Consider the following 23,082-nt stretch of genomic DNA (forward strand, 5'->3'; position numbering starts at 1 on the left):
TTTATGGTTTTTAAAATAGTATTTCATCTTTTAATAACCTTTTTACTTACCATTACAACTCAAATAGGAGGTGTAGTTTATTTATTTACGATTCTCATCTTTTTAAAGAGAAATAGAAAGTTTAAAGCAGTTGCTTTTATAAGTAGTTATAGTATTTTTTCATTTTTGATTTTACCTTATTTAACTCCTTTTTTTGGAAGAGAAAAAATTAAAAATACCGAATTAATTCAGCCCAATTCTTTTATTTATTTGCTTGCCAATCGTAATTATGTAGTGCCAGAGTTAAATCTTGTTTTAAATAAGGTAAGTGAAGAATTAAACAAGAAGCATAAAGGAATTAAATTAGTGTATTTAGATGCTAATTTTCCTTTTTTTGATGGTTTCCCTTTGTTACCTCATTTAAGTCATAATGATGGTAAAAAGATTGATGTTTCTTTGATTTATGAAAAGGATAATATTGTAACCAATAAAAAGAAATCTATTAGTGGTTATGGTGTTTTTAGTGGACCTAAAAAGAATGAGTACAATCAAATAAATATCTGTAAAAATAAAGGAAAATGGCAATACGATTTTCCTAAGTATTTAACTTTTGGTAGTATTAATAAAGATGTTCAGTTTTCAGAAAAAGGAACAAAATCATTAATAAACACAATTTTAAAACAGAAACAGATTAGTAAACTTTTTATTGAACCACATTTGAAAAACAGATTGGGGCTAACAAATAAAAAAATACGATTTCATGGATGTCAAGCTGTTCGACACGACGACCATATCCATTTTCAATTATACTAATTTCGTAGAAGTAGATTTTCTACTTTGCATCCATAAGTAAAATTGTAACCCAAATAAAATTGCTCCAGCTAATAAATGCACAGCTTGTGTTCCAATAGGGAATTCTGCGTAATACATTAAAATTCCAGTTATAGTTTCTAGGAATATTAAAAATACAATCCAGTTTACCAGTTTGTAACCTAAGTCTTTAATCTGATTCAAATAAAACATTCCGAAATTAACTAGCACAATTGCAATTGTGAAAGACCTGTGGAAGTAAAATTTAAAACTAGGATTTAGTAAACTATATTGCTTGTTATCAAAACCAAATTGTTTTACTTGCTCATCAATAAATTGTCTTACTTGAGTTCCCATAGCAATTTGAATTACTGAGAAAATTACAGAAAAGATTAAAAGTTTATTGAAAAGCGCATTGTATTTAAAAGTGTTCTTTCTTTCAGAAACAATAAAATGTAAGTACAATAATATTCCAATAATTAAAAGTCCAACAACCATATGAATGGTAATTATAGTCGGTTTTAAATTAGAATCTACTACGGTTTTTCCAAGCCAAGCTTCAAAGCCCATTAGAAATAAGGCGAAGAAAGATAAAAGAGTAATCGATTTTTTTTCTTTCCAGTATTTAATAGAGCCTAAAATTAGAAAGATAAAAACGAATCCAGAAACTACAGAAGCTAATCTGTTAATGTATTCTGTCCAAGTATGATATTTGTTAAACTTAGCGTAATCGTGTTTTGTGTATTTTTCCCAGTTACTAGCAGTGAATTCTTTTGAAGTTTTAATATCGTTTTGAGCTACAAAAAGTGTTTCATCTTTAACGATAATCATTCCTTTTTTAAACCCCTTATTCGGTTGCCAAGTGATTTGTTCTTCAGAAGTTGGAGGGATTAAATAACCAAAACATTTTGGCCAATCTGGACATCCCATGCCAGATCCGGTCATTCTTACTACAGCGCCTGCTAAGAAAATAAGATAAACAGAAATTAAAGTGATTTTAGTAATCTTAGGAAATTTTGACTTAAAGTAGTGAAGTATGTTGTTAATCTTTGCTAACATTGATCCTCGAAAAATAATTTTAACAAAGATACGGCAAAACGAAAGAAAAAGTATTTTTCTCTTTATAAGATGTTATTTTAAAATGAATTTAAATTATTCTTTTTTTAATTTTATAAAATGGAAATGGAACCACCTTTTAGAAAAATTATTCATGTAGATATGGACGCATTTTATGCATCTGTAGAGCAATTGGATAATCCTGAGCTTAGAGGTAAAGCTGTCGCTGTTGGCGGGAGTGAAGTTAGAGGTGTGGTTTCTGCTGCAAGTTATGAAGCTAGAAAATTTGGTGTTCGATCTGCAATGAGTGGTGTTTTGGCAAAAAAGAAATGTCCGCATTTAATATTTGTTAAGCCTAGATATGAAAGGTATAAGGAGATTTCAGCAAAAATCAGACAGATATTTTATGATTATACTGATTTGGTTGAACCTTTGTCTTTAGATGAGGCGTATTTAGATGTTACAGAGAATAAAAAAGGCAATCCGTCGGCTAGTTTAGTTGCGAAAGAGATTCGTAATAGGATTTGGGAAGAACTAGAATTAAGAGCTTCGGCAGGAATTTCTATAAACAAGTTTATTGCTAAAGTTGCTTCAGATATTAATAAGCCAAACGGACAAAAAACAATTAACCCTGAAGATGTAATTCCTTTTCTAGAAGAGCTTCCTGTCGGAAAATTTTATGGTGTTGGTAAGGTTACTGCGGTAAAAATGCATAATCTTGGTATTTTTAAAGGAATTGATTTAAAAAAAAGGACTTTAGAAGAGTTAACAAAGCTCTTTGGGAAATCTGGTGTGCATTATTATAATATCGTTAGAGGAATTCATAATAGTCTAGTTAAACCGAATAGAATAAGAAAATCGATAGCTGCTGAAAGAACATTTAATGAAAATTTGTCCTCTGAAATTTTTATGCTTGAAAAATTAGAACACATAGCGGAAGAATTAGAAAGGCGAATGCATAAATCTGGGACAAAAGGAAAAACGATTACGTTAAAAATTAAATACAGTGATTTTACACAGCAAACTCGAAGTAAAACCATATCGTATTTTATTTATAAGAAAAGAGAATTTTTTCCAATTGTTAAAGATTTGCTTTTGCAAGAAGAATTAAAAAATTCAGTGCGTTTATTGGGGATTTCTTTCAGTAATTTAAATACAGAAAAAAAAGATCCTGTTTGGGTTCAATTACAGTTTGAATTTTAAACTACAGGAAATTGAATAGATACTTTTGTGCCTACAGGTTCACCAAAATCATTTGTTAAATCATGATAGGTAAGTGTAAATTCTTCTTCATAGTCTTCAGCAAAAGTTTTTAATCTTTCTATTGTTAAATCGATACCAACAGATTTTCTTTTTAAAGATTTAGATCTTTTAATTTCCCCAGCAGCTTGTCTACCAATACCATTATCAATAATGTTTACAGAAACAATATCTTCTGAAATCTTATTAGCGGTTAGTGTAATTTTTTTATCCCCTTCTTTAGAAGATAAACCATGCCAAATTGCATTTTCTAAGAAAGGTTGTAAAACCAAAGGAGGAACTTTAATTGTATCTGTGTTTAAATCTGGATTTATATCTAACTTATAATCTATTTCGTTTGAGAAACGAATATTTTCAATAGTCATGTATAAATCCATTGTTGAAAGCTCTTCTTTTAAGCTAACTTCTTTTACTTTAGAAACTTCTAAGATGTTTCTGATTAATTTAGAGAATTTATTTAGGTAATAAACGGCTTGTTTCTGATCGTTATTAATCACGTAAAGCTTAATAGAGTTTAAAGCGTTAAAAATAAAATGAGGATTCATTTGAGTTTGTAACGCTTGCTGTTCCAATAGTAGTATTTTTCTGTCGTTATTAAGCAATTTTTGTCTGTAAACAGAATATAAAGCAATACTAGATAAAGCTATGGTAACCAGTGTTATAATTAAAATATTTCTATCTTGTTCGGTCCTTAAATCTTGAATTTGAAACTGTTTCTCCATATTATCTCTTTCATTAATTTTAGCCAAAACATTTTGCTTAGAGATAAGGTTGTTTACATATGAGAACGTTTTTTTAGTGAGGGTTTGTTTCTCTAATTCTACGGCTTTTTTATAAAAATCGTAGGCTTTTTGCTCGTCGTTTTTCTTTTCGTAAAATTCTGCAAGGGCAAATAAACTTCTTGTGTGACTTCTATTGAAATTATTTTCGTTAGATAGTTGAACAGATTCTGTTAGGTATTTTTTAGCTTCTTTAAGTTTATTATTTTTAAGATTTGCAATTCCGAGATTTGTTAAAGTTCTAGCCAAATAAAATTTATTGTTTTTTTCAACGGCTAAAGGATATATTTTTTGAATTATTTCTAGAGCTTTTTCAAACTCTAGTTTTTGTAAGTAGGTGGAAGCTATGCTGTTATAGCAAATAATCTGACCCCTTTCAGAGTTTAATTCTTTGTTTATTTTTAGAGATTTATAATAATTTTCGATAGCATCGTCATAAAAACCTAAATTTTCTTGACTATATCCCATGTTTTGATAATTAATAGCAAGACCGAGCCTATTATTTAATTCTTTAGAGATAGAGATTGAGCTTTCAAATTGTTCTAGAGCAAGATCATATTGTTTTAAAAGCAAATAAATGTTTCCAATATTATTTACAGAAATACTTTTATTCCTTTTATTAATTAAACTTTCTGTGTTACTGCTTCTTTTTGTTAAAGTTAGCGCGTCTTGATGGCAGTTTAAAGCGTTCTTTACATCGTTTAACCTTCTGTAACAAGATCCAAGAAGATTTAATGTGTAGGCTTTAATATCGTTGTTTTTGATGTGGTTAGCTAATTTTAAGGCTTTTATGTGGTATTCGACAGCTTTGCTGTAATTTGATTTTTGTCTTAAAATAAGTCCAATGTTATTGTAGGCATAAATCTGCCCTATCTCATATTTGTTTTTTAAACTATTATCATAAAGTTTATGGAAACTATCTTCGGAGATTAAATTTAACTTGTGATTTATATTAATAATAGAATCTAAAGAGAAATAATTTTTGTATTTATTATCTACTAAATTTTCTAGAACAGAATTAACGTTGGTTTTGCTAGTGTTCTGAGAGAAAACTAATACATTGAAAAAAAATAAAGTAAGAATTACAGACTTATTTTTCATTTTAAAACTTATCTAAGAATTCAGTTTTTCTTTGGCGCGATACAGGGATTTTGTGATTTTTTTCAAGAATTACATATCCATCAGTTTTATAATACTCTCTTACTTTGCTGAGGTTTATAATGTAGGAATTATGTATTCTAAAAAATAAAGATTCTGGTAGTAATGAGTTTACTTCTTTTAATTTTTTTGTAACTACTATTTTTTTACCATCTGTAGTGTAAATAGAACTATAATTTCCATCAGATTCAATACAAAGTATTTCAGAAGACTCTAAGAAAATTAATCGTCCATCTGCATTAATAACTACTTTTTTTTCTTCTAATTTCTGATTGAAATTGTAAAGTATTTGTTCTAGTTTTTCATTAGTATCGCTAACTGAAATTCGTTTAGTGAATTTTGTGATTTTTTTTAAACTTTGTTCTAAATCATCTGTGTCTACGGGTTTTAGCAAATAGTCAATAGCTTCTTTTTTAAGAGCTTTTATAGCATATTCATTATAAGCGGTAGTGATAACAATAGCAAAATCCTTCTTAGGAAGTTTCTCAATAAATTGAAACCCATCCATAGTGGGCATTTCTATATCTAAGAAAAGGCAATCAATTTTATTGTTAGCAATAAAATCAAGTGCTTTACCAGGGTTAGTAAATGTGTTTAATATTTCAACTTCGTCATTAAAGTTAGATAATTCCCATGATAAGCTTTTTATAGCCTTGTCCTCATCGTCGACAATGATTGCTTTTAACATGCTAAAAAAGTTTTTTTTGCAATTTATACAAAAAAAACGACCATTCATACAAAAAAAACATTTTTTTAACAAAAACTATTAATTTGCTAGGGAATAATGGTCTGATAGATAAAAAACTCGCAAATTAAAGCGAGTTTTTTGAGATATTATTTATTTGGAAAATTAGGTTTTCGTTTTTCTAGAAAAGCTGTGGTTCCTTCTTTGAAATCTTGTGTTGAAAAGCAAGCGCCAAAAGCATTTATTTCAGACTTGTATCCATCTTCTCCATCTTTAAACCCTGAGTTAACAGCTTCGATGGCTTTTCCTATAGCAACAGATGAATTTTTAATTATTTTTCCTGCAATTTTCTCTGCTAAAGGTTTTAATTCTTCTTGAGTTACAACATAATTTACTAATCCGTAAGATTTTGCTTCTTCAGCAGACATCATTCCTGCTGTCATAATTAACTCCATTGCTTTTCCTTTTCCTATAAGTTGAGGTAAACGTTGTGTTCCTCCGTATCCAGGAATTACACCTAAAGAGGTTTCAGGTAAACCCACCTTAGCATTATCAGAAGCAATTCTGAAATGACATGACATAGCTAATTCTAATCCACCACCTAAAGCAAATCCATTAACTAATGCAATTACAGGAGTTGATAAATTTTCAACAAAATCGAAAAGTAATTCTTGACCTTTTGCAGCCAATTTTCCACCTTCTTCTTCAGAAAAATGAGCAAATTCAGAAATATCAGCTCCGGCAACAAATGCTTTTTCTCCACTTCCTGTTAATAGAATGACTTTGGTGTTTACATCGTTATTTAAGTTTTTAAAAGCTTCATGCAATTCTTCAATTGTTGCCTTGTTAAGAGCGTTAAGCTTTTTAGGTCTATTAATTGTAATCGTTGCTATTTCGTTGGTGTTTTCAACCAAGATATTCTCAAAGTTCATAAATTAAGTTTTTGGTAAAGTTACAGTAAAAACAGTTCCTACGCCTAGAGTAGATGAAAAAGTTATTTTACCATTATAAGCTTCAATAATGTTTTTTATCATTGGTAAGCCTAAGCCCATTCCGCTGGTTTTAGTTGTAAATTTTGGTTCAAAAATCAGCTTTTTATTTTCTTCGGAAATTCCTTTTCCGTTATCAGATACTGTAATTACTACATTATTTTGTTCAGAAGCTACTTTTACTTCAATAGTTGGATTAGTCTCATCATCTTTCATAGCTTGAGTAGCATTTTTAACTAAGTTTGTGATAATTCTAATTAATTGAGTTTTATCTAAATGAGCAAGAAGTTCTTTTTCTTGAGGATAATAACGAATGTAGTTTTCATTAAAAATGTCTAAAGCATGCTTTACTACATCTACAACATCTAAATTTACTTTTCGTTGCGTAGGCATTTTGGCAAAATCTGAAAAAGCTGAAGCAATAGAGCTCATCACATCTATTTGTTGAATTATGGTTTCGCTGTATTCTGCTATTTTTACTCTAATATTTGGATCTGTAGGATCGAATTTTCTTAAAAAACTTTGTACAGTTAATCGCATAGGAGTTAATGGGTTTTTAATTTCATGAGCAACTTGTTTTGCCATTTCTCTCCATGCTTGTTCACGTTCGCTTTGTGCTAATTTTACAGCGCTATCTTCAAGTTGATCAATCATATTATTATACGAGTCAACTAAAGAGTTTATTTCGGAACTAGCAGCGTTTAATGTGATTTTTTCATTCTGCTTATTTAATCGAGTTTCTTTTAACTTATTTGATATTGTTTGAATTGAACGTGTGATGTAAGTTGATAAAAAATAAGCTAGAGCTATACCAGCAATTAGCATTAAAAAGTAAACAACTAAAAGTCTACTCATAAACTCTCGAAGTTCTTTTTTCTGCTCTTCGTTGTCTTGAGCTATGGTTAGTTCTAATATTCCAATACGTTTAAAACGAGTGTCGTTAATGTATGTAAAAGAAGATTGATATGTTACATCCTTTATAACTCGATCCTTTGAAATTCTATAATCAGAGTTATTGGCCAATTCATTAACTATATTTTTCGATAATGGTTTTTCATCTGTTTCTTCAAAATTGTATGGAATTGAAGATTTTAAGAGTTTACCATTCATATCGTACATACTGATGGTTAGATTATGAACGCTTGCAATTTCGTAAATTCTATCTTGAAATATTTTTGATAAATTTTCAGCAGTAACTGCGTAGGTTGTTTTTCTTCTTAACTCTATTTCAATATTATAACGAGTTGCTTTTTCTTTTCTTTCTAAACGATGAATATTATATTCTTTAGTTTGTTCTCCGTATTGATAATAGGTGACAGCAGCAATTAAAATTGAAGCCAATAATACTAAAAGTATCATTGAAATAAAAATTCTAATTCGTAGTGATATATTGTTTAAAATAGGCAATTTATTATTGTATTCTTTTAGATTTCATAATTAATTTGTCGTCTTTTTCTCCGTCATTATCCCAATCGTAGGTAACTATTCCCTTAAACTGATTTTCTTTTTGTTCAATGGTGTACCAAACCTGAACTTGTTTTCCTAAATATAAATAATCTACATATAAACTATCATTTCCATTGGTTTTCCATTTTCCAGAAGTAACACCAACTTTAGTGTTATCTGATTGTTTAAACCAAGCCGAAAAAGTTCCATTATTCAAATATTCTGATTGTGCTTTTCCTGAATTTGGTGTGCTAAAATCATCCTCAAAAATGTATGAACTATCGGCTTTTTGAAAAGTATTATATTCAATTTTAATATACTGTGTTTCCCATTTTCCAATCATAAAATCATTAAGAGATTTTTGTTGAGTTATTTCAGGTGTTTTATTTTCTTCGCTTTTACAAGCAGCAAAAATCAATCCAAAACTTATGGTAATGATAAAAAAAGTTGATTTCATATTATGCATTTATTTTTTGTTCTTTGGTGTGTAGTAAACGAGTAAGTTTTATAGATAAATCTAACAAAATGATTTTTGCATTCCCGTTTCTTTCAATATGGTATTGGGCATCATTCACTTCTTTTTCTATGGTTAAAATATTGCCACTGTGTACGAAAGGAGCAAACTTTTCTAGTTTAAAATTTGCTGTTTGAGGAATGAGATATACAAGATCAGGAGCTCCATAATTTAATAACATTGCTTGTCTGAAAAAATGTAAACAGTACTGTAAAAATTGTTTTTGCGTTTCTCTTCCAGATTTGGAAATGATTTCACTCCATTGAATTAAATCTTGAATTACAGATGCGTTTCCTTTGGCTTTAAAAGCACTACGAATCCATGTAATAAACCATTCTTCAAAAATTAAATCGTTAGAATCGTTATGATATAAATGTAAAGCCTTGTTTAAGTTTCCTTCAGATTGTTGAGCTATTCTGTTAGCATCTTGTTGATTAATATCGTGTTTTTGAGTTAAAAATGAAACGATATCATTTTCAGATAAACTAGGAAAATTTAAGGCTTGACAACGTGATTTTATTGTATTAATAATTTTTCCTTCATCTTCTGTTACTAAAAGAAATATGGTTTTAGATGGTGGTTCCTCAATTAATTTTAAGAGTTTGTTAGATGCAGCTATATTCATTTTTTCTGCCATCCATATAATCATTACTTTAAATCCACCTTCGTAAGATTTTAAGGATAGTTTTTTAACAATATCTTCAGCTTCATCTACACCAATTTGTCCCTGTTTATTTTCTACACCAATATGTCTTAACCAATCGAATAAACTACCGTAAGGAGTTTCATTAACAAAGGTTCTCCATTCTTCTAAAAACAAATCACTAGTTGGGTGTTTTTTTACTTTGTCATTAGTAGTAACTGGAAACGTAAAATGTAAATCTGGATGTTGTAATTTGTTACATTTTATATTACAAGCTTCAGCATTATTAGAAAAATTACACAGTAAAAATTGTGCATAAGCAATAGCCATTGGTAATGTTCCAGATCCTTCTTTCCCAACAAATAGTTGAGCATGAGGAATTCTTCCGTTCTCTGTTGCGGTAACTAAGTGTTTTTTAATGTGTTCTAAACCAACAATCTCTTCAAAAGTCATAAGACAAATATACCATTTCTTAAAAGAGAAGAAAACAACTTCTTTAGAACGATTCTAATTTAGTATATTTGCATTTATTCTACAATTCTTGTAACAGCAAGAATATTCGTATTAAACACATCATTTTTGAGTACAATAGCATCATTAAAAGTAGGACAAGTAGGAGTAATTTCTGAAGAAAATGAACACTCTATTCCTTTAAAATTATTAGAAATGGGTTGTTTGCCTGGAAGTACAGTTGAACTCGTTCAAATTGCACCTTTACACGATCCTATTTATATTAATGTAAATGGAAGTCATATGGCAATAAGAAAAGAGATTGCATCAAAAATAAAAGTTACCAATTTAGAATCGTAAATGGGGAAAAATAATATTCAAGTTTCGTTAATTGGTAATCCAAATACGGGAAAAACATCTTTATTCAATAAGCTTACAGGATTAAATCAGAAAGTAGGAAACTACCCAGGGATTACTGTAGATAAAAAACAAGGAGTTTGTAATTTATCTTCTAAAAATAAAGCGATAATTACAGATTTGCCGGGAACATATAGTATTAATCCAACATCATTAGATGAAAGTGTTGTATTAAAAGTGTTAGAAAATCCAACAGGAAAAAATTATCCAGATGTTATTGTTGTTGTTTCCGATGTAGAAAACTTAAAACGTAATTTATTGCTATTTACCCAAGTTCAAGATATTGGTATTCCTACAGTTTTGGCTATTAATATGGCTGACGAAATGGATAAAAAAGGTATTAGTATCGACGTTCCAGGATTAGAGAAAGCTTTAGAAACAAAAGTTGTTCTTATTTCAGCTAAGAAAAATACAGGTATTCAGGAATTAAAAAGTGTTTTAGAAAATTATGAAGTTTTAAAACCAGTTACTAATTTTTCTGAAATAGCTAAGAGAATAGATGTGTCATTTTTTGATGCATTACAAAAAGTGAATCCAGAAAAATCATTATATCATTTATGGTTGAGTGCTACACAACAATCTTTTAGAGATGTAAATAAAGAAGATCTTTCTGATTTTTTAGATGATATTTCTAAATTGAAAAAATACCAGCATAAAGAAACGATATACAGGTATCAAAAAATTAATAAAGCTTTAAAAGAGTATTATGTTTTAGATAGAAATAAGGCGAAAGACATAAGAGCAAAATTAGATAAAGTTTTTACTCATAAGATTTTTGGTTATGCGATCTTTTTCGGAATTCTATTTTTAATTTTTCAATCTATTTTTAGTTGGGCATCGATACCAATGGATCTTATTGATGAAACCTTTGGAAGTCTTTCAGAGAAAGTAAAAGAGTATATGTCTGATGGAATTCTTTCAGATCTAATAACAGATGGAATAATTCCAGGTATTGGAGGTGTTTTAATTTTTATTCCACAAATAGCCATTTTGTTTTTCTTGATAGCAGTTTTAGAAGAAACAGGTTACATGAGTAGAGTGGTTTTTTTAATGGATAAAATTATGAGGCGTTTTGGACTTAGTGGAAAAAGCGTAATTCCATTAATTTCAGGAACAGCATGTGCAATTCCTGCTGTTATGGCAACACGAACAATTTCTGGATGGAAAGAACGATTAATAACAATTTTAATTACACCATTTACAACTTGCTCTGCTCGTTTACCAGTATATGCAATTTTAATAGCGATTATTATACCAGAAAATAAAGTTTTAGGTTTCTTTAATTTACAAGGATTAACACTTTTGGCCTTATATCTTTTAGGTTTTTCAACAGCCTTATTAGCAGCTTTTATTTTGCACAAAACACTAAAGGTTAAGAGTAAATCATTCTTCGTGATTGAGATGCCAGATTATAAAATTCCATCGTTAAAAAATGTTTTTATTACTGTTGTAGAAAAAACAAAAAGCTTTGTAATTGAGGCAGGAAAAATAATTTTACCAATTTCAATAGTGTTGTGGTTTTTAGCAACTCATGGACCTTCATCATTTCACAAAGTAGAAGAAGAAGTGAAGAAAGAAGTAAGTTTAAGTAACTTATCAGAAGAAGAAATTGCACAAAAAATAGCTTCAAAAAAACTAGAGAAATCTTACATTGGCATTGCAGGAAAAACTATAGAACCTGTAGTAAAGCCTTTAGGTTACGATTGGAAAATAGGAATTGGTTTAATTACCTCTTTTGCAGCGCGAGAAGTTTTTGTAGGAACTTTAGCCACAATTTATAGTATAGAAGGAGTTGAAGATGAAGGAACAATAAAAGAACGTATGGAGGCAGAAATAAATCCAGATACAGGTAAAAAACGTTTTAATTTTGCAACAGGTATGTCGTTACTTATCTTCTATGCATTTGCAATGCAGTGTATGGCTACTTTAGCTATTGTAAAACGAGAAACTAAAAGTTGGAAATGGCCTTTAGTACAACTTTTTGGTATGGGGATTTTGGCATACGTTTCTGCATTAATAACATTTCAAATTTTACGATGATTCAAGAAATTATCACATATAGTATTATTGCATTAGCTATTCTTTTTTTAGGAAGAAAATTTATTTTTAAATCTAAAAATAATGATTGCGATCCTGGTTGCGGATGTAGTTAAATGACTTTTTCTTTTATTTTAAGATTTACAAATGAAAAATCTATGAGATTATTAGTAATTTTAATTGTACTTTTTTGTGTTTCTTGTTCTTCAAATAGGTATACCGTAGAAATAAAAAATAATCCCTCAACAGAAATTCTTAATAGAATTAATTTTATAGAAAAGCAATGGTTAAATTTTAATAATGGTAAAAAAGCTAATTTTTCTTTAGTTGAAGATATTGTAAATTTATCAGGTATCTCTACTGAGAAGTGGGATGGTAGTTGGATAGGTATACAATATACTCCCTCTAAGAAAGAAATTTTAAAGTGGAGGGAATGGTATAATCTTAATAAGGGTAGGTTTTATTATCAGGTTTTTACAAAAGTTAATAAAGGTAATTATTATTATAAAATATCTGATGGTAAAAATAAAACTGATTTTATTTTAGATAGACCAATTGTTAACCTTAAAAGTGAATCAGGAAAAATATCTTCTAGTGTAAAATTAAGAAATCCATTTACAATTGTTGATAATGTTAGTGTGGCAAAATAAGCCATTCAAAGGACAAGTTAAAATAGGTTTGTTAATTGTTTTTAGTAACAATTATAATATTTGGTTATTACTTTAAAGTCTTAATGATGTTGGTATAATAATCAAGAGTAATTAATAACAATAATTAAGTATACTAACCACAACATTTTTATAAGTGTTGTGTTTTTTTACTAGTAACAAGGAATCGAAGTCCTTTTAACACAAAACCAATCATGTGATTATGGAAATATTTAAAGATTTCAAAAATCAGAAAGTAGAAAGATTATATCTTGTAGTTTGGCCTCCATTAGGAGAGGAAAAAGAATTAGATATTGATATATCTTGTGGCTTAGTATTCTCCAAATACCCAGATCGTTTAAATGTTATTACTACAGATAAAGAGGATATGTGGACACCTCATCTTCAAACTCAGAAGATACCTCTAAAAATATACCCTTGGTCATCATTTAGATTAAGAATGGATGCTTGGATGAATTTAGAATGTGAAGATGTTTTAGAAACGGAGTATTATGAGGTAACAAATGTTTCGGAATTTTATAATATAGTTGATTCTAGAATAGAGTCTCTTGAATTAATAGGATTAAAGAATAATTCTGAACCATTTGGGATAAAAGTGAAATTTAAAAATGATTATATTTTATCTACTCCGATATCAGATGGAAATACAATTGAGACTTCTTTGTTTAATAAGAATAATAATCTTTCTAATTTTGAGAGTTTAGGAAGTATAGAATCTAAGGTAATATATTAAAAAGGGTGGTTTTGTCTACCCCGCTAGCGCCGGAATCCTTTCGGGTGCCAAGCAAGAGTAATCAAGAACAATAATTGAATATACTAACCACAACATTTTCATAAGTGTTGTGTTTTTTTACTAGTAGTAAGGAATCGAAGTCCTTTTAACACAAAACCAAATTGAATTTTGAGAGAATAAACTATTTTTGACATCTATTCGTTGTACAACATATGATCAAAAAACTATTTATTTTTTTTCTGTTAATTGCCACTGCTGGATTTAGTCAGAGAAATCTTAAAGAATTTCGATCAAAAAAAATCAATGTTAAAACCGATACCATACAAATAGATTCGGTAAGTATCAATCCAACTTTTTTTAAGTTACTCAATAGCAAAGGAGATTCCATTCCTAAGCATAAATATCAAGTAGATTTTCCGAAAGCAAAATTGATTATCAATGCAAAAGAATATCGAAAAATTACTATAGAATATTTACGATTTCCAGATTTTTTGACCAAAGTATACGCGCCTCTAGATGAAAAACTCATAGTTCCGAATACAAATAGAACAGATAAATTATACAGTTTAACAACGAATAAAAAGAAGCAAGATTTTAAGCTTTTTGACGGATTAAAAACTCAGGGTTTTATCTCACGAGGAATCACAACAGGAAACAATCAAAATGCTGTTACAAACGCTTCCTTAGATTTAACATTAGAAGGAAAACTATCCAAAGAAGTTGGTATTCGAGCTAATATTTTTGACACCAATTTACCACTTCAGCAAAATGGATATTCGCAAAGTTTAACCGATTTCGATCGTATTTTTATTGAGTTATTTAGTAAAAACTGGAAAGTAAAAGGAGGAGATGTTTCGTTAAATAATAAAGACAGTTATTTCCTGAATTTCGATAAACAGGTTTCAGGAATACAAGTGGATGCAAATTTAAGTGAGCATTTTAATGTTGGAGCTTCAGGAGCCATTGTTCGTGGTCGGTTTTCTGCATTTAATTTTGTTGGAGTAGAAGGAAATCAAGGTCCGTATAAAATTTTTGGTCCAAATAACGAAGCGAATATTGTAATTGTAGCTGGAAGTGATGCTGTTTTTATTAACGGAGTTCAGTTAGAACGTGGAGAAAATAAAGATTATATTATCGATTATAATTTGGCTGAGATTCGTTTTAATACGACCTATCCAATTACCAACGATATGAGAATTCGAGTAGAGTTTCAATTTTCAGATCAAAATTATACACGCTTTATTACCTACGAAAAAGCGCAATATAAAAACGATAAATTTTCAATTTCTGGATTCTTCTACAACGAAAACGATGCTAAGAATCAGCCGATTCAACAGAGTTTAACAAACGATCAAAAACAGATTTTAGCAAATGCCGGAAACGATATAACTCAAATGGTATCACAAAGTGCTTTTGAAGACGAATTTTCAGAAAATAGAATTCAATATCGTAAAGTAATTGTTGGCGGAATCGAAACCTTTGAATTTTCTACAGATGAAACAGCCGATTTATTTACGGTAACTTTTTCTAATGTAGGTGTAAATCGAGGAAGTTATGTTGTAGACAGCGCAATTGCTACCGGAACAATTTACAGGTATGTTGGTGCAAATTTAGGAAACTTCGATCCGGTTGTTCGTTTGATTGCGCCAACGAGTTTACAAGTTGTAGTGGTGAATTCTGAATATAATCCTACAGAGAAAACAAAGATTCAAGCAGAATTGGCATATAGTGATAACGATCAGAATTTATTTTCTTCTATAGATGATGAAAAAAATCAGCAAGTCGCTTCAAAATTAAAGTGGGATCAGTTAATTTTTGATACTACATGGAAGTTAAAAAGTACAATCGATTATGAGTTTGTACAAGAAAATTTTAGAACCGTACAACGTTTTAGAAGTGTTGAGTTTAATAGAGATTGGAATGTGCGACAACAATTAGGAAATCAAAATCAATTATCAACACGATTGTGGTTAGAAAAAGACGAAAACAACTTTCTTTCGTATCGTTTTAATCACTTGAATTTTTCTGAAAGTTTTAATGGAAACAAACATGAGATTCAATCTAAAATCAACAGGGAAAAGCTATCATTTCAAATAAAAAGTAGTTTGTTGTCTAACACTTCAAATACAGAAAAAGATAATTTTTTCCGATTGTATGCCAAAGGAATTTACAGTTTAGGAAAATCATGGTTGGGTGGTTTTATTGGAGCAGAAACGAATGAAATTCAAAATAGAAACACGAACGATTTTAATACATTAAGTCATCAATTTCAAGAATATGAAGGTTTCTACGGAATTGGAGATTCTACAAAAGTATTTGCTAAAATCGGATTGAATTACAGAGTAAACGATAGTATAAAAAGCAATCGTTTTACTCAAATCAATAATCGAAACACGTTGTATTTAGACAGCAGATTAATTCAGAACGAAAACACAAATTTATCGTTGTATGCAAACTATCGATTTACAGATAATAAGTTCGAACCTAACGCACAATCTCTAAATTCAAGATTAATATACAATCAGCAATTCTTTAAACGTTTTTTAAATCTAGGAACTGTGTATGAAACGTCGTCAGGAAATGTAGCTCAACAAGATTTTGTATATGTAAAAACAGAACCTGGTCAAGGTTTTTATACTTGGAACGATTACAATAATGACGGAATTCAACAGTTTGAAGAATTTGAAATAGCCGAGTTTCAAGATCAAGCAGAATATTTACGTGTGCCTTTACCTAATATTCGATTTTTACCAACGGAAAAAGCAGCTTTAAAACAATCGATTACGCTAAATCCTACACAATGGAAAACACAAAAAGGATGGAAAAAATGGATGAGTCATTTTTATAATCAAACGTTTTTAACCATTAATAACGAGAGAAAAAGAGAAGGAGACGGCTTTAATTTTAATCCGTTTAATTTGGAGGAAGAAGGTTTGTTGAGTTTGCAGTTTAATATTAGAAATTCATTTTATTACAATAGAAATTTGCAGCGATACAGTTGGATTTATACTTACGGAACATCCAAAAATAAGCAACAGTTTTCCATAGGAAATCAAGAGAATAATGCTTTAATACATCAATTAGAATTTCAGCATAAATTGTCTTCATTTTGGTTATTAGAAGTCGCTTCTTCTTACGGAGAAAATAAGTTGGATACCGAAAATTTTGCCAATAGAAATTATAGTTTAATCAATAAAGAATTAAATCCAAAACTGAGTTATCTGTTTAATAGAGATCATCGCTTTTCAGTATTTTATCATTTAAAAGATAAAAAAAATACAGTTGCAGGTTTAGAAACTTTAAATCAGCATAAGGTAGGTGTAAATTATTTTTACTTAACCAAAAAGAAGAATCAGATTTCAGCAGATTTTTCTATGTTTTTAAACAATTTTAAAGGAAGTGCAAATTCACCTGTTGGATATCAAATGTTAGAAGGTTTACAAGAAGGTAGAAACTTTACTTGGAATGCTTTATTCAATCAAGAAATAAATTCATTTTTAAATTTAAGTTTGAATTACTTCGGAAGAAAAAGTGAAAATTCTAAAGCTATTCATTCAGGAACGGTTCAGTTAAAAGCGATTTTTTAATACTATTTTTCAAAAAAATATGAGTCAAACTTTAAGTTTTGTATAGTTTTTGATTGTATCTTGAAACATATAAATAATGAGGTATACCATGAAAAAACTAGTGTTAATTTTAACAATTTTAGGAGCTAATTTTTTACAAGCACAACAAGAAGTAAGTATCGATTTAGCCGATGCTTTAGTGATAAAAACATTAGAAGTTACTTACGAACATTATATTGGAGAACAGTCTTCTATTGGTGCATCTGCACTTTTTAATTTTGAAGGAGAAAACTCAGATTTTAGATATAATGAAGACAATATGATTACTCCATTTTTCCGTCATTATTTTACTACAGCAAGAAACTGGAATCATTTCGGAGAAATATTCATGGGAATCAATTCAGGGAAAAATGATAGTGGAGTTTCTTATACTGATGGTGCATTAGGTATTTCCGTAGGAACAAAATATGTATCTAATGGAGGTTTAGTAATTAGTGTTCATGGTGGTTTAGGAAGAAACTTTTTTACAGATTTATCTCCTTCGGTAGTGCCAAGAATCGGATTAAATGTGGGATACCGTTTTTAAGCTTTCTTTTTGCTTAAGAAAAAAGTTATCGTAAAAGTTAGCAACGCTGGTAACACCCAACCTAAATTATAATTAGCTAAAGGAATATAACTTTGAATGTTTGTAATGGTATCGTTTTTAGCGATAGATTGTATAAAATCTGGTGTGCTAAAAACTAGTGTTGCAATTACCACAGCTTTAAAAACAGTGGCTGTAGCAACTTTCTCAGATAAAAGATTAAGCAAAATTAATACAATAGTTATTGGGTAAATAAACATTAATGCAGGAATAGCAAAGTGAATAATATGATGTACATCAAATTGTCCCATAACCACGCCTAAGAAACAGCTTACGAGGGCAGTAGTAGTGTATGCTTTTTGTGAATTTTGGAATAAACCTTTAAAATAATCAGATGTTCCAGTAATAATTCCAACAGCAGTTGTAAAACATGCTAATGACACCAAAACATTTAAAAATAAAGTCCCTATGTTTCCTAAGGTTTTGGTGCTTAATCCGGTTAAAACTTCTGTTCTAGTTACTTCTTTTTCAAAAGTTCCGCCAAACAAGGCACCATTATAAATCAATCCGGCATAAATAACTAAAAGACCTAAACCAGCAATTAATCCTGCTTTACTAATTAATTCTTTTTTCTCATGAAAACTAGCATCTTTTTTAAAGTTCATAGAGATTACCAAAACACCACCAATAACGACAGCTCCAATGGCATCAAAAGTTTGATAACCTTCAAGAATTCCGTCAACTAAAGGTGTATTGAAAATTGTAGCTCCAGTAATCGTATTGTCAGAAAAAATACCAATAAAAATTATAGATAGTAAGATGATAATGATTAAAGGGGTTAAAAAACGCCCAATAAGATTTAATACTTTACTTCTATTCATTACAAAAATAAATACAAGAATGAAGTAAATACTACTGGTTAATAATGAACTTGTTTCAAAATATGGAGCAATTGCCATTTCGTGTGTTACAGATGCTGTCCTTGGTGCAGGAAGTGCGATGGAAATAGCATAAACAATTAAACAATAGATTAAACTAAATGATGGAGAAACTTTTTTTCCAAAATCGTACATAGTTCCTTGTAAACGGGCATGAGCTAAAATTCCTAGAATAGGAATAAAAACAGTAGTAATAAAAAAACCTAAAGTTACCCAGTGCCAATTATCTGCAGCATTTTTTCCTAGAAATGGAGGAAGAATTAAATTTCCGGCACCGAAAAACATTGAAAATAGAGCAAATCCAACAATAAGGATTTCTTTTTTAGGACTTTTCATTGATTGTTTATTTTGAATTTAACGAAGAGATAAAATCTATAGTTTTGGCGTTAAAAATAGTTGGTTGTTCTATATTAACGACATGACCACATTTTTTTATAATAAATAAAGAAGAATTTACATGATGTTGTACCACACTTTTTATAGATGGTAAAAACAAGTGGTCTTCTTCTCCCATAATATATAAAGTAGGAATCTTAATATCTTTACTTCTAAAAAAACGTAATAAAGGATTAATTTCTGAAGTAAGTTTAAACCATTTTAAAAACTCTTTTTGATATAGTTTTTTTGCTTCATTAATAAATAAAAGTCTAGAGTTTTTATGGTTTTTTCTAGGCATAATAATAAAAGCAAACAACTTGTAAAGTAACATATAGGGAACAATAGATTTAAAAATATTACCTAATTTCATAAGCAGTTGCGATCTAAAATTCAGTTTTAAAATTGCACCACCTAAAATCATGCTTTTTACTAATTCAGGTTTTTTTTCAGCAAGATTTCTAATTAAAATAGATCCTAAAGAAATTCCAATAAAATGAGATTTCTTAATTTTAATATGGGTTAATACTTCAATGATGTCTTTTGTAACTACATCAAAATTATATTCACTTTTAAAAAGCTTGCCTAATGTTGGTTTACTTCTTCCATGCCCTCTTAAGTCAAGAATAAGTACATTAAAATGTTTTTTAAACTCTCTAACTTGTTTAAACCAAATAGTGCTACTTCCACCAGCTCCGTGAACAAAAGTAACCCATTCTGTAGAGGTTTTATGTAAATATGTATTGTGATATAACAAGTCTTGTTTTACGTTTTAATCTTGAAAGATACATATTTTTGCGCCATGGTAAATTCTATACTATATAAAAATGCTAAAGTTGCATACCAGATTTTTGGAACAGGAAAGCAAAAAATAGTCTTGTTACATGGTTTTTTAGAAAGCTCTAAAATGTGGAATTTTTTAATTCAGAAAATACAAAATGATTTTCAAATTATAACTATAGACTTGCTCGGTCATGGAGCTTCGGAATGTTTAGGTTATGTACATACCATGGAAGAAATTGCCGAAACCATTTGTCGAGTATTTGAAAAAGAGAAAATTACTAAAGTAACTCTTATTGGTCATTCAATGGGAGGTTATGTGGCTCTAGCTTTAACTGAAAAATATCCAGATTATGTGGAACGATTATGTTTGTTGAACTCAACATCTTCTCCAGATTCAGAAGAACGTAAACAAATACGAGATAGAGCAATTAAAATGGCTAAGACAAATTATAAAACATTAGTCGCAATGTCTGTCGGAAATCTATTTGCAAGAGAAACTCATGAAAAGTTTGGAGATAAAATAGAAGTTTGTAAGCAGGAAGCTTTAAAAACAACTGTACAAGGTTATATTGCTTGTTCTGAGGGAATGAAATTGAGAAAAAATAGATCAGATGTTTTGCAAAATGGTACGTTTAAAAAATTGATAATTGGAGGAGAAAAAGATCCTGTTTTAGATATAAAAGCGATAGAAATTGAAGCTAATAATACAAAAACTCCACTACGAATTTTATCTAACGGACATATGAGTCATATTGAAAATGAGGAAGAACTAGTAGTTGTATTAAAAGATTTTTGCTTGTTGTAAGTGCATCAAAGAATATTCATTTATATTTGAATTGAAGCCAAAAAAATGAATGATCTAGATTTAAGGGTTTACATTGGAATCCTCGCTACTTTTATTACCTTATTATTTGCTGTTTTTATTTTCACTGTTAAATCTGAAAATAAATTAAGCAATCGTTTGTTTGGTATGTTTTTATTACTGAGTTCTATTGAAATGAGTGGTTTTTTTATTCATGATTTTGTAGTGACTTCATTACGTGTTTTAATGTTTAAAAACACAATTTATTACCTTATAACACCAGTTTTTTATTTTTACGTTTGTTCGGTGTGTTTTTCTGATTTCAAATTTCAAAAGAAACACCTATGGCATTTGTTACCTTTTTTAATCGGAAACATAATTATGATTCCAAGATTTTATATAGGAGGAAGTGAGCAAATGGCAACTATTTCTTTAGATATAATTGGTACTTTTGAAGTGGTTTTTATGCATATTTCAATGCATTTACAATCAATTTACTATTATGTAATGAGTTTAGTTGTTTTAAAACAAGCTAAAAATATATTTTACGAAAACCATTCAGGGAATAGAATTCAAGCCTATAAATGGTTGTATCAAATTGTAGTGTTTTGGATTGTAATTTTCAGTATAGCTGCTATTAAAAATGTTTTAAAATATTCTAATGTTCAAGATACAATTTTTTCTTCTTCACAAGTTGTTTTAATTTTTTCAATATTAGTAGTAACGTGTTGGTATATTTTAAAAGCCTTAAACAATCCCGAGTTATTTAAAGGAGTAGATTCTCAAACAAAACTCACAAAGGATTTATTAAATGAAGCTGAAGAGAAGGGAGAAAATGATGAAATTATAGAAAGATTAAGATTGTTTATGGATACAGAAAAACCATACCTGAATCCGTCTTTATCTATTCGAAATTTGGCACAACAAATGAAAATTCCTTCAAGAGAATTGTCTATAGCTATTAATCACGATTTAAAACAGCATTTCTTTGATTTTGTAAATGAATACAGAATTAAAAATGCAATGCAATTGTTAACCGATAAAAATCAGCCGAAATTAACAGTTTTAGAAATTTTATATGAAGTTGGATTTAATTCAAAATCATCTTTCAATACAGCGTTTAAAAAGTATACGAATTTAACTCCAACTCAATACCGAAAAAAAGAGCGTAACTCATAAATACATGGAAAAAGTTTCTGTAATAGCAGTTTTAGGATTTATAATTTTCTTGTTGTTCTTGTTTTTTGCAGGCTTCTTACTTACTGTAAAAACCAATAAGAAATTAGGAAACCGATTATTGGCTTTTTTCTTAATAGTTACAGCTTTAGATATTAGCGTGTTTTTTTATTCCATGTTTGTAACGCCAAATTTGAATTTAGAAATGTTACGGATCAAATTATCTGCTTTTAAAGATCCATTATTGTTCTTGTACGTGCTTTCGGTCATCTATTCTAATTTTAAGCTAAAGAGAATTCACGTATTACATAGTTTATTTTGGTTGATAAGTATAGTGATATTACTACCTAATTTTTTTCTTGTAGATGCTTCAGCAAAAGAAGCTTTTTTAAATAATTATGATGATAATTGGGAGATTCAATTTTTAGATTTTGCAGGACATTTTGTTTCTTTAGGTTATTTCTTAGCAACATTGTATTACGTGTTGCGATATCGAAAATTGATTCTTGAGAATTACACAAATTCTGATGTTTTAAAAAATTATAATTGGTTAAAACAATTACTAATTTTAATTACTATCGGACATCTGTTAACGTTAATTAAAGGATATGCTAGAGATACGATTGAAAATGATGAAGTAACTCAGGTTTTAAGAATTGTAGTGTTACTTTTTGGTGTCTTTTTTATCTTTTGGTTATTCTTAAAAGCATTACACTCTCCAAAATTATTTAGAGGAATAGATGTTCATCTTTCTACATCAAAAGAAATAGAAAAAGAAGTAGATGAAAACAATACGAAGGTAGAAGATTTAAAAAACTACATGATTACAAAAGAGCCGTTTTTAAATCCAGATTTAACAATTCGGAAACTTGCTGAAAATATGCAAATGCCTATGCGAGATTTATCGGTGTTAATTAATCAAAATTTGAATCAACATTTCTTCGATTTTATAAATGGATATCGAATAGAAAAAGCTAAAAAAATACTCTCAGATACATCAAAATCTAAAGTTACTGTTTTAGAAATCTTGTATGAAGTTGGTTTTAATTCAAAATCATCTTTTAATACTGCATTTAAAAAACATACTGGGAAAACACCTACACAGTACAGAAAATCAGTTGATTAACGTAAAATCGAACGTTTTAAAAAAATAGTCGAACCAATTTTTAGAAGAGAAAAAGGTTCGACTTTATGTTGTCGGTCGCACAACATAGGAATCTAAAGCACTTTTGTGT

21 protein-coding genes are annotated in these 23,082 nt (G+C 29.2%); 12 read left to right on the top strand and 9 right to left on the bottom strand.

Annotation, left to right across the window (positions count from 1 at the left end; translation table 11 throughout):
• The first annotated feature begins 3 nt into the window (after window positions 1–3).
• The gene (locus ACSIGC_RS11645) at window positions 4–792 is read left to right on the top strand and encodes a hypothetical protein (RefSeq protein ID WP_442264992.1); all 789 of its coding nucleotides are present in this window, start codon (window positions 4–6) and stop codon (window positions 790–792) included.
• Here the strand turns inward: ACSIGC_RS11645 and ACSIGC_RS11650 are convergent.
• Entirely contained in the window at window positions 784–1,848 is a 1,065-nt protein-coding gene (locus ACSIGC_RS11650) for a COX15/CtaA family protein (RefSeq protein WP_442264993.1), read from the bottom strand. The two genes, ACSIGC_RS11645 and ACSIGC_RS11650, sit on opposite strands and share 9 nt — an antisense overlap.
• A 117-nt stretch (window positions 1,849–1,965) precedes the next feature.
• Here ACSIGC_RS11650 and dinB point away from each other — a divergent pair, with 117 nt between their 5' ends.
• Window positions 1,966–3,048, top strand: a complete 1,083-nt coding sequence (gene dinB, locus ACSIGC_RS11655; RefSeq protein ID WP_442264994.1) for a DNA polymerase IV — start codon at window positions 1,966–1,968, stop codon at window positions 3,046–3,048.
• On the opposite strand, the gene ACSIGC_RS11660 is transcribed toward dinB, so the two are convergent.
• From ACSIGC_RS11660 to ACSIGC_RS11685, 6 genes are all read right to left on the bottom strand, one after another.
• Window positions 3,045–4,985 carry a tetratricopeptide repeat-containing sensor histidine kinase gene (locus ACSIGC_RS11660; protein WP_442264995.1) on the bottom strand — a complete coding sequence of 647 codons (1,941 nt, stop codon included), beginning with the start codon at window positions 4,983–4,985 and terminating at the stop codon, window positions 3,045–3,047. The genes dinB and ACSIGC_RS11660 overlap by 4 nt on opposite strands.
• Before the next feature lies 1 nt (window position 4,986).
• On the bottom strand, window positions 4,987–5,730 hold the full coding sequence (locus tag ACSIGC_RS11665) for a LytR/AlgR family response regulator transcription factor (protein WP_442264996.1): 744 nt from the start codon (window positions 5,728–5,730) through the stop codon (window positions 4,987–4,989).
• A 146-nt stretch (window positions 5,731–5,876) separates the two neighbouring features.
• The gene (locus tag ACSIGC_RS11670; protein ID WP_442264997.1) at window positions 5,877–6,659 is read right to left on the bottom strand and encodes an enoyl-CoA hydratase/isomerase family protein; all 783 of its coding nucleotides are present in this window, start codon (window positions 6,657–6,659) and stop codon (window positions 5,877–5,879) included.
• Window positions 6,660–6,662: 3 nt separating this feature from the next.
• Window positions 6,663–8,075, bottom strand: coding sequence for a sensor histidine kinase (locus ACSIGC_RS11675; protein WP_442264998.1), 1,413 nt, complete (start codon window positions 8,073–8,075; stop codon window positions 6,663–6,665).
• A gap of 52 nt (window positions 8,076–8,127) precedes the next feature.
• Entirely contained in the window at window positions 8,128–8,619 is a 492-nt protein-coding gene (locus tag ACSIGC_RS11680; RefSeq protein ID WP_442264999.1) for a hypothetical protein, read from the bottom strand.
• A gap of 1 nt (window position 8,620) precedes the next feature.
• Window positions 8,621–9,772, bottom strand: coding sequence for a DNA polymerase III subunit (locus ACSIGC_RS11685; RefSeq protein WP_442265000.1), 1,152 nt, complete (start codon window positions 9,770–9,772; stop codon window positions 8,621–8,623).
• Between the two features lie 126 nt (window positions 9,773–9,898).
• On the opposite strand from ACSIGC_RS11685, the gene ACSIGC_RS11690 reads away from it, so the two are divergent.
• The 7 genes from ACSIGC_RS11690 (at window position 9,899) to ACSIGC_RS11720 (ending at window position 17,776) form a co-directional block, all read left to right on the top strand.
• The gene (locus ACSIGC_RS11690) at window positions 9,899–10,129 is read left to right on the top strand and encodes a FeoA family protein (protein ID WP_299672588.1); all 231 of its coding nucleotides are present in this window, start codon (window positions 9,899–9,901) and stop codon (window positions 10,127–10,129) included.
• Window positions 10,130–12,226, top strand: coding sequence for a ferrous iron transport protein B (feoB, locus tag ACSIGC_RS11695; RefSeq protein WP_442265001.1), 2,097 nt, complete (start codon window positions 10,130–10,132; stop codon window positions 12,224–12,226).
• Window positions 12,223–12,339: a FeoB-associated Cys-rich membrane protein gene (locus tag ACSIGC_RS11700; RefSeq protein WP_442265002.1), complete on the top strand. Its 117-nt coding sequence runs from the start codon at window positions 12,223–12,225 to the stop codon at window positions 12,337–12,339. The genes feoB and ACSIGC_RS11700 overlap by 4 nt, the downstream gene beginning before the upstream one ends.
• Before the next feature lie 42 nt (window positions 12,340–12,381).
• Complete coding sequence (locus ACSIGC_RS11705; protein ID WP_442265003.1) at window positions 12,382–12,873, top strand: hypothetical protein; 492 nt, start codon at window positions 12,382–12,384, stop codon at window positions 12,871–12,873.
• Window positions 12,874–13,093: 220 nt separating this feature from the next.
• A complete protein-coding gene (locus ACSIGC_RS11710) occupies window positions 13,094–13,624 on the top strand; it encodes a hypothetical protein (protein WP_442265004.1) in 531 nt (176 codons plus the stop codon).
• A 212-nt stretch (window positions 13,625–13,836) separates the two neighbouring features.
• The gene (locus tag ACSIGC_RS11715) at window positions 13,837–17,211 is read left to right on the top strand and encodes a hypothetical protein (RefSeq protein ID WP_442265005.1); all 3,375 of its coding nucleotides are present in this window, start codon (window positions 13,837–13,839) and stop codon (window positions 17,209–17,211) included.
• 88 nt (window positions 17,212–17,299) lie between these two features.
• Entirely contained in the window at window positions 17,300–17,776 is a 477-nt protein-coding gene (locus ACSIGC_RS11720; RefSeq protein WP_442265006.1) for a hypothetical protein, read from the top strand.
• On the opposite strand, the gene brnQ is transcribed toward ACSIGC_RS11720, so the two are convergent.
• Window positions 17,773–19,047 carry a branched-chain amino acid transport system II carrier protein gene (brnQ, locus tag ACSIGC_RS11725; RefSeq protein WP_442265007.1) on the bottom strand — a complete coding sequence of 425 codons (1,275 nt, stop codon included), beginning with the start codon at window positions 19,045–19,047 and terminating at the stop codon, window positions 17,773–17,775. The genes ACSIGC_RS11720 and brnQ overlap by 4 nt on opposite strands.
• Window positions 19,048–19,054: 7 nt before the next feature.
• Window positions 19,055–19,843: an alpha/beta fold hydrolase gene (locus ACSIGC_RS11730; RefSeq protein ID WP_442265008.1), complete on the bottom strand. Its 789-nt coding sequence runs from the start codon at window positions 19,841–19,843 to the stop codon at window positions 19,055–19,057.
• A 45-nt stretch (window positions 19,844–19,888) separates the two neighbouring features.
• On the opposite strand from ACSIGC_RS11730, the gene ACSIGC_RS11735 reads away from it, so the two are divergent.
• Genes ACSIGC_RS11735 through ACSIGC_RS11745 form a run of 3 tightly spaced genes read left to right on the top strand, consistent with a single transcriptional unit; the run spans window position 19,889 to window position 22,973 of the window.
• On the top strand, window positions 19,889–20,674 hold the full coding sequence (locus ACSIGC_RS11735) for an alpha/beta fold hydrolase (RefSeq protein WP_442265009.1): 786 nt from the start codon (window positions 19,889–19,891) through the stop codon (window positions 20,672–20,674).
• Window positions 20,675–20,719: 45 nt separating this feature from the next.
• The gene (locus ACSIGC_RS11740) at window positions 20,720–21,850 is read left to right on the top strand and encodes a helix-turn-helix domain-containing protein (RefSeq protein ID WP_442265010.1); all 1,131 of its coding nucleotides are present in this window, start codon (window positions 20,720–20,722) and stop codon (window positions 21,848–21,850) included.
• Window positions 21,851–21,854: 4 nt separating this feature from the next.
• Window positions 21,855–22,973 (top strand): helix-turn-helix domain-containing protein, encoded by a 1,119-nt coding sequence (locus ACSIGC_RS11745; protein ID WP_442265011.1) that lies wholly within the window; start codon window positions 21,855–21,857, stop codon window positions 22,971–22,973.
• The last annotated feature ends 109 nt before the right edge of the window (window positions 22,974–23,082 follow it).

The sequence above is a fragment of the Tenacibaculum aquaeponti genome (assembly GCF_052084715.1).
Lineage (GTDB): Bacteria > Bacteroidota > Bacteroidia > Flavobacteriales > Flavobacteriaceae > Polaribacter.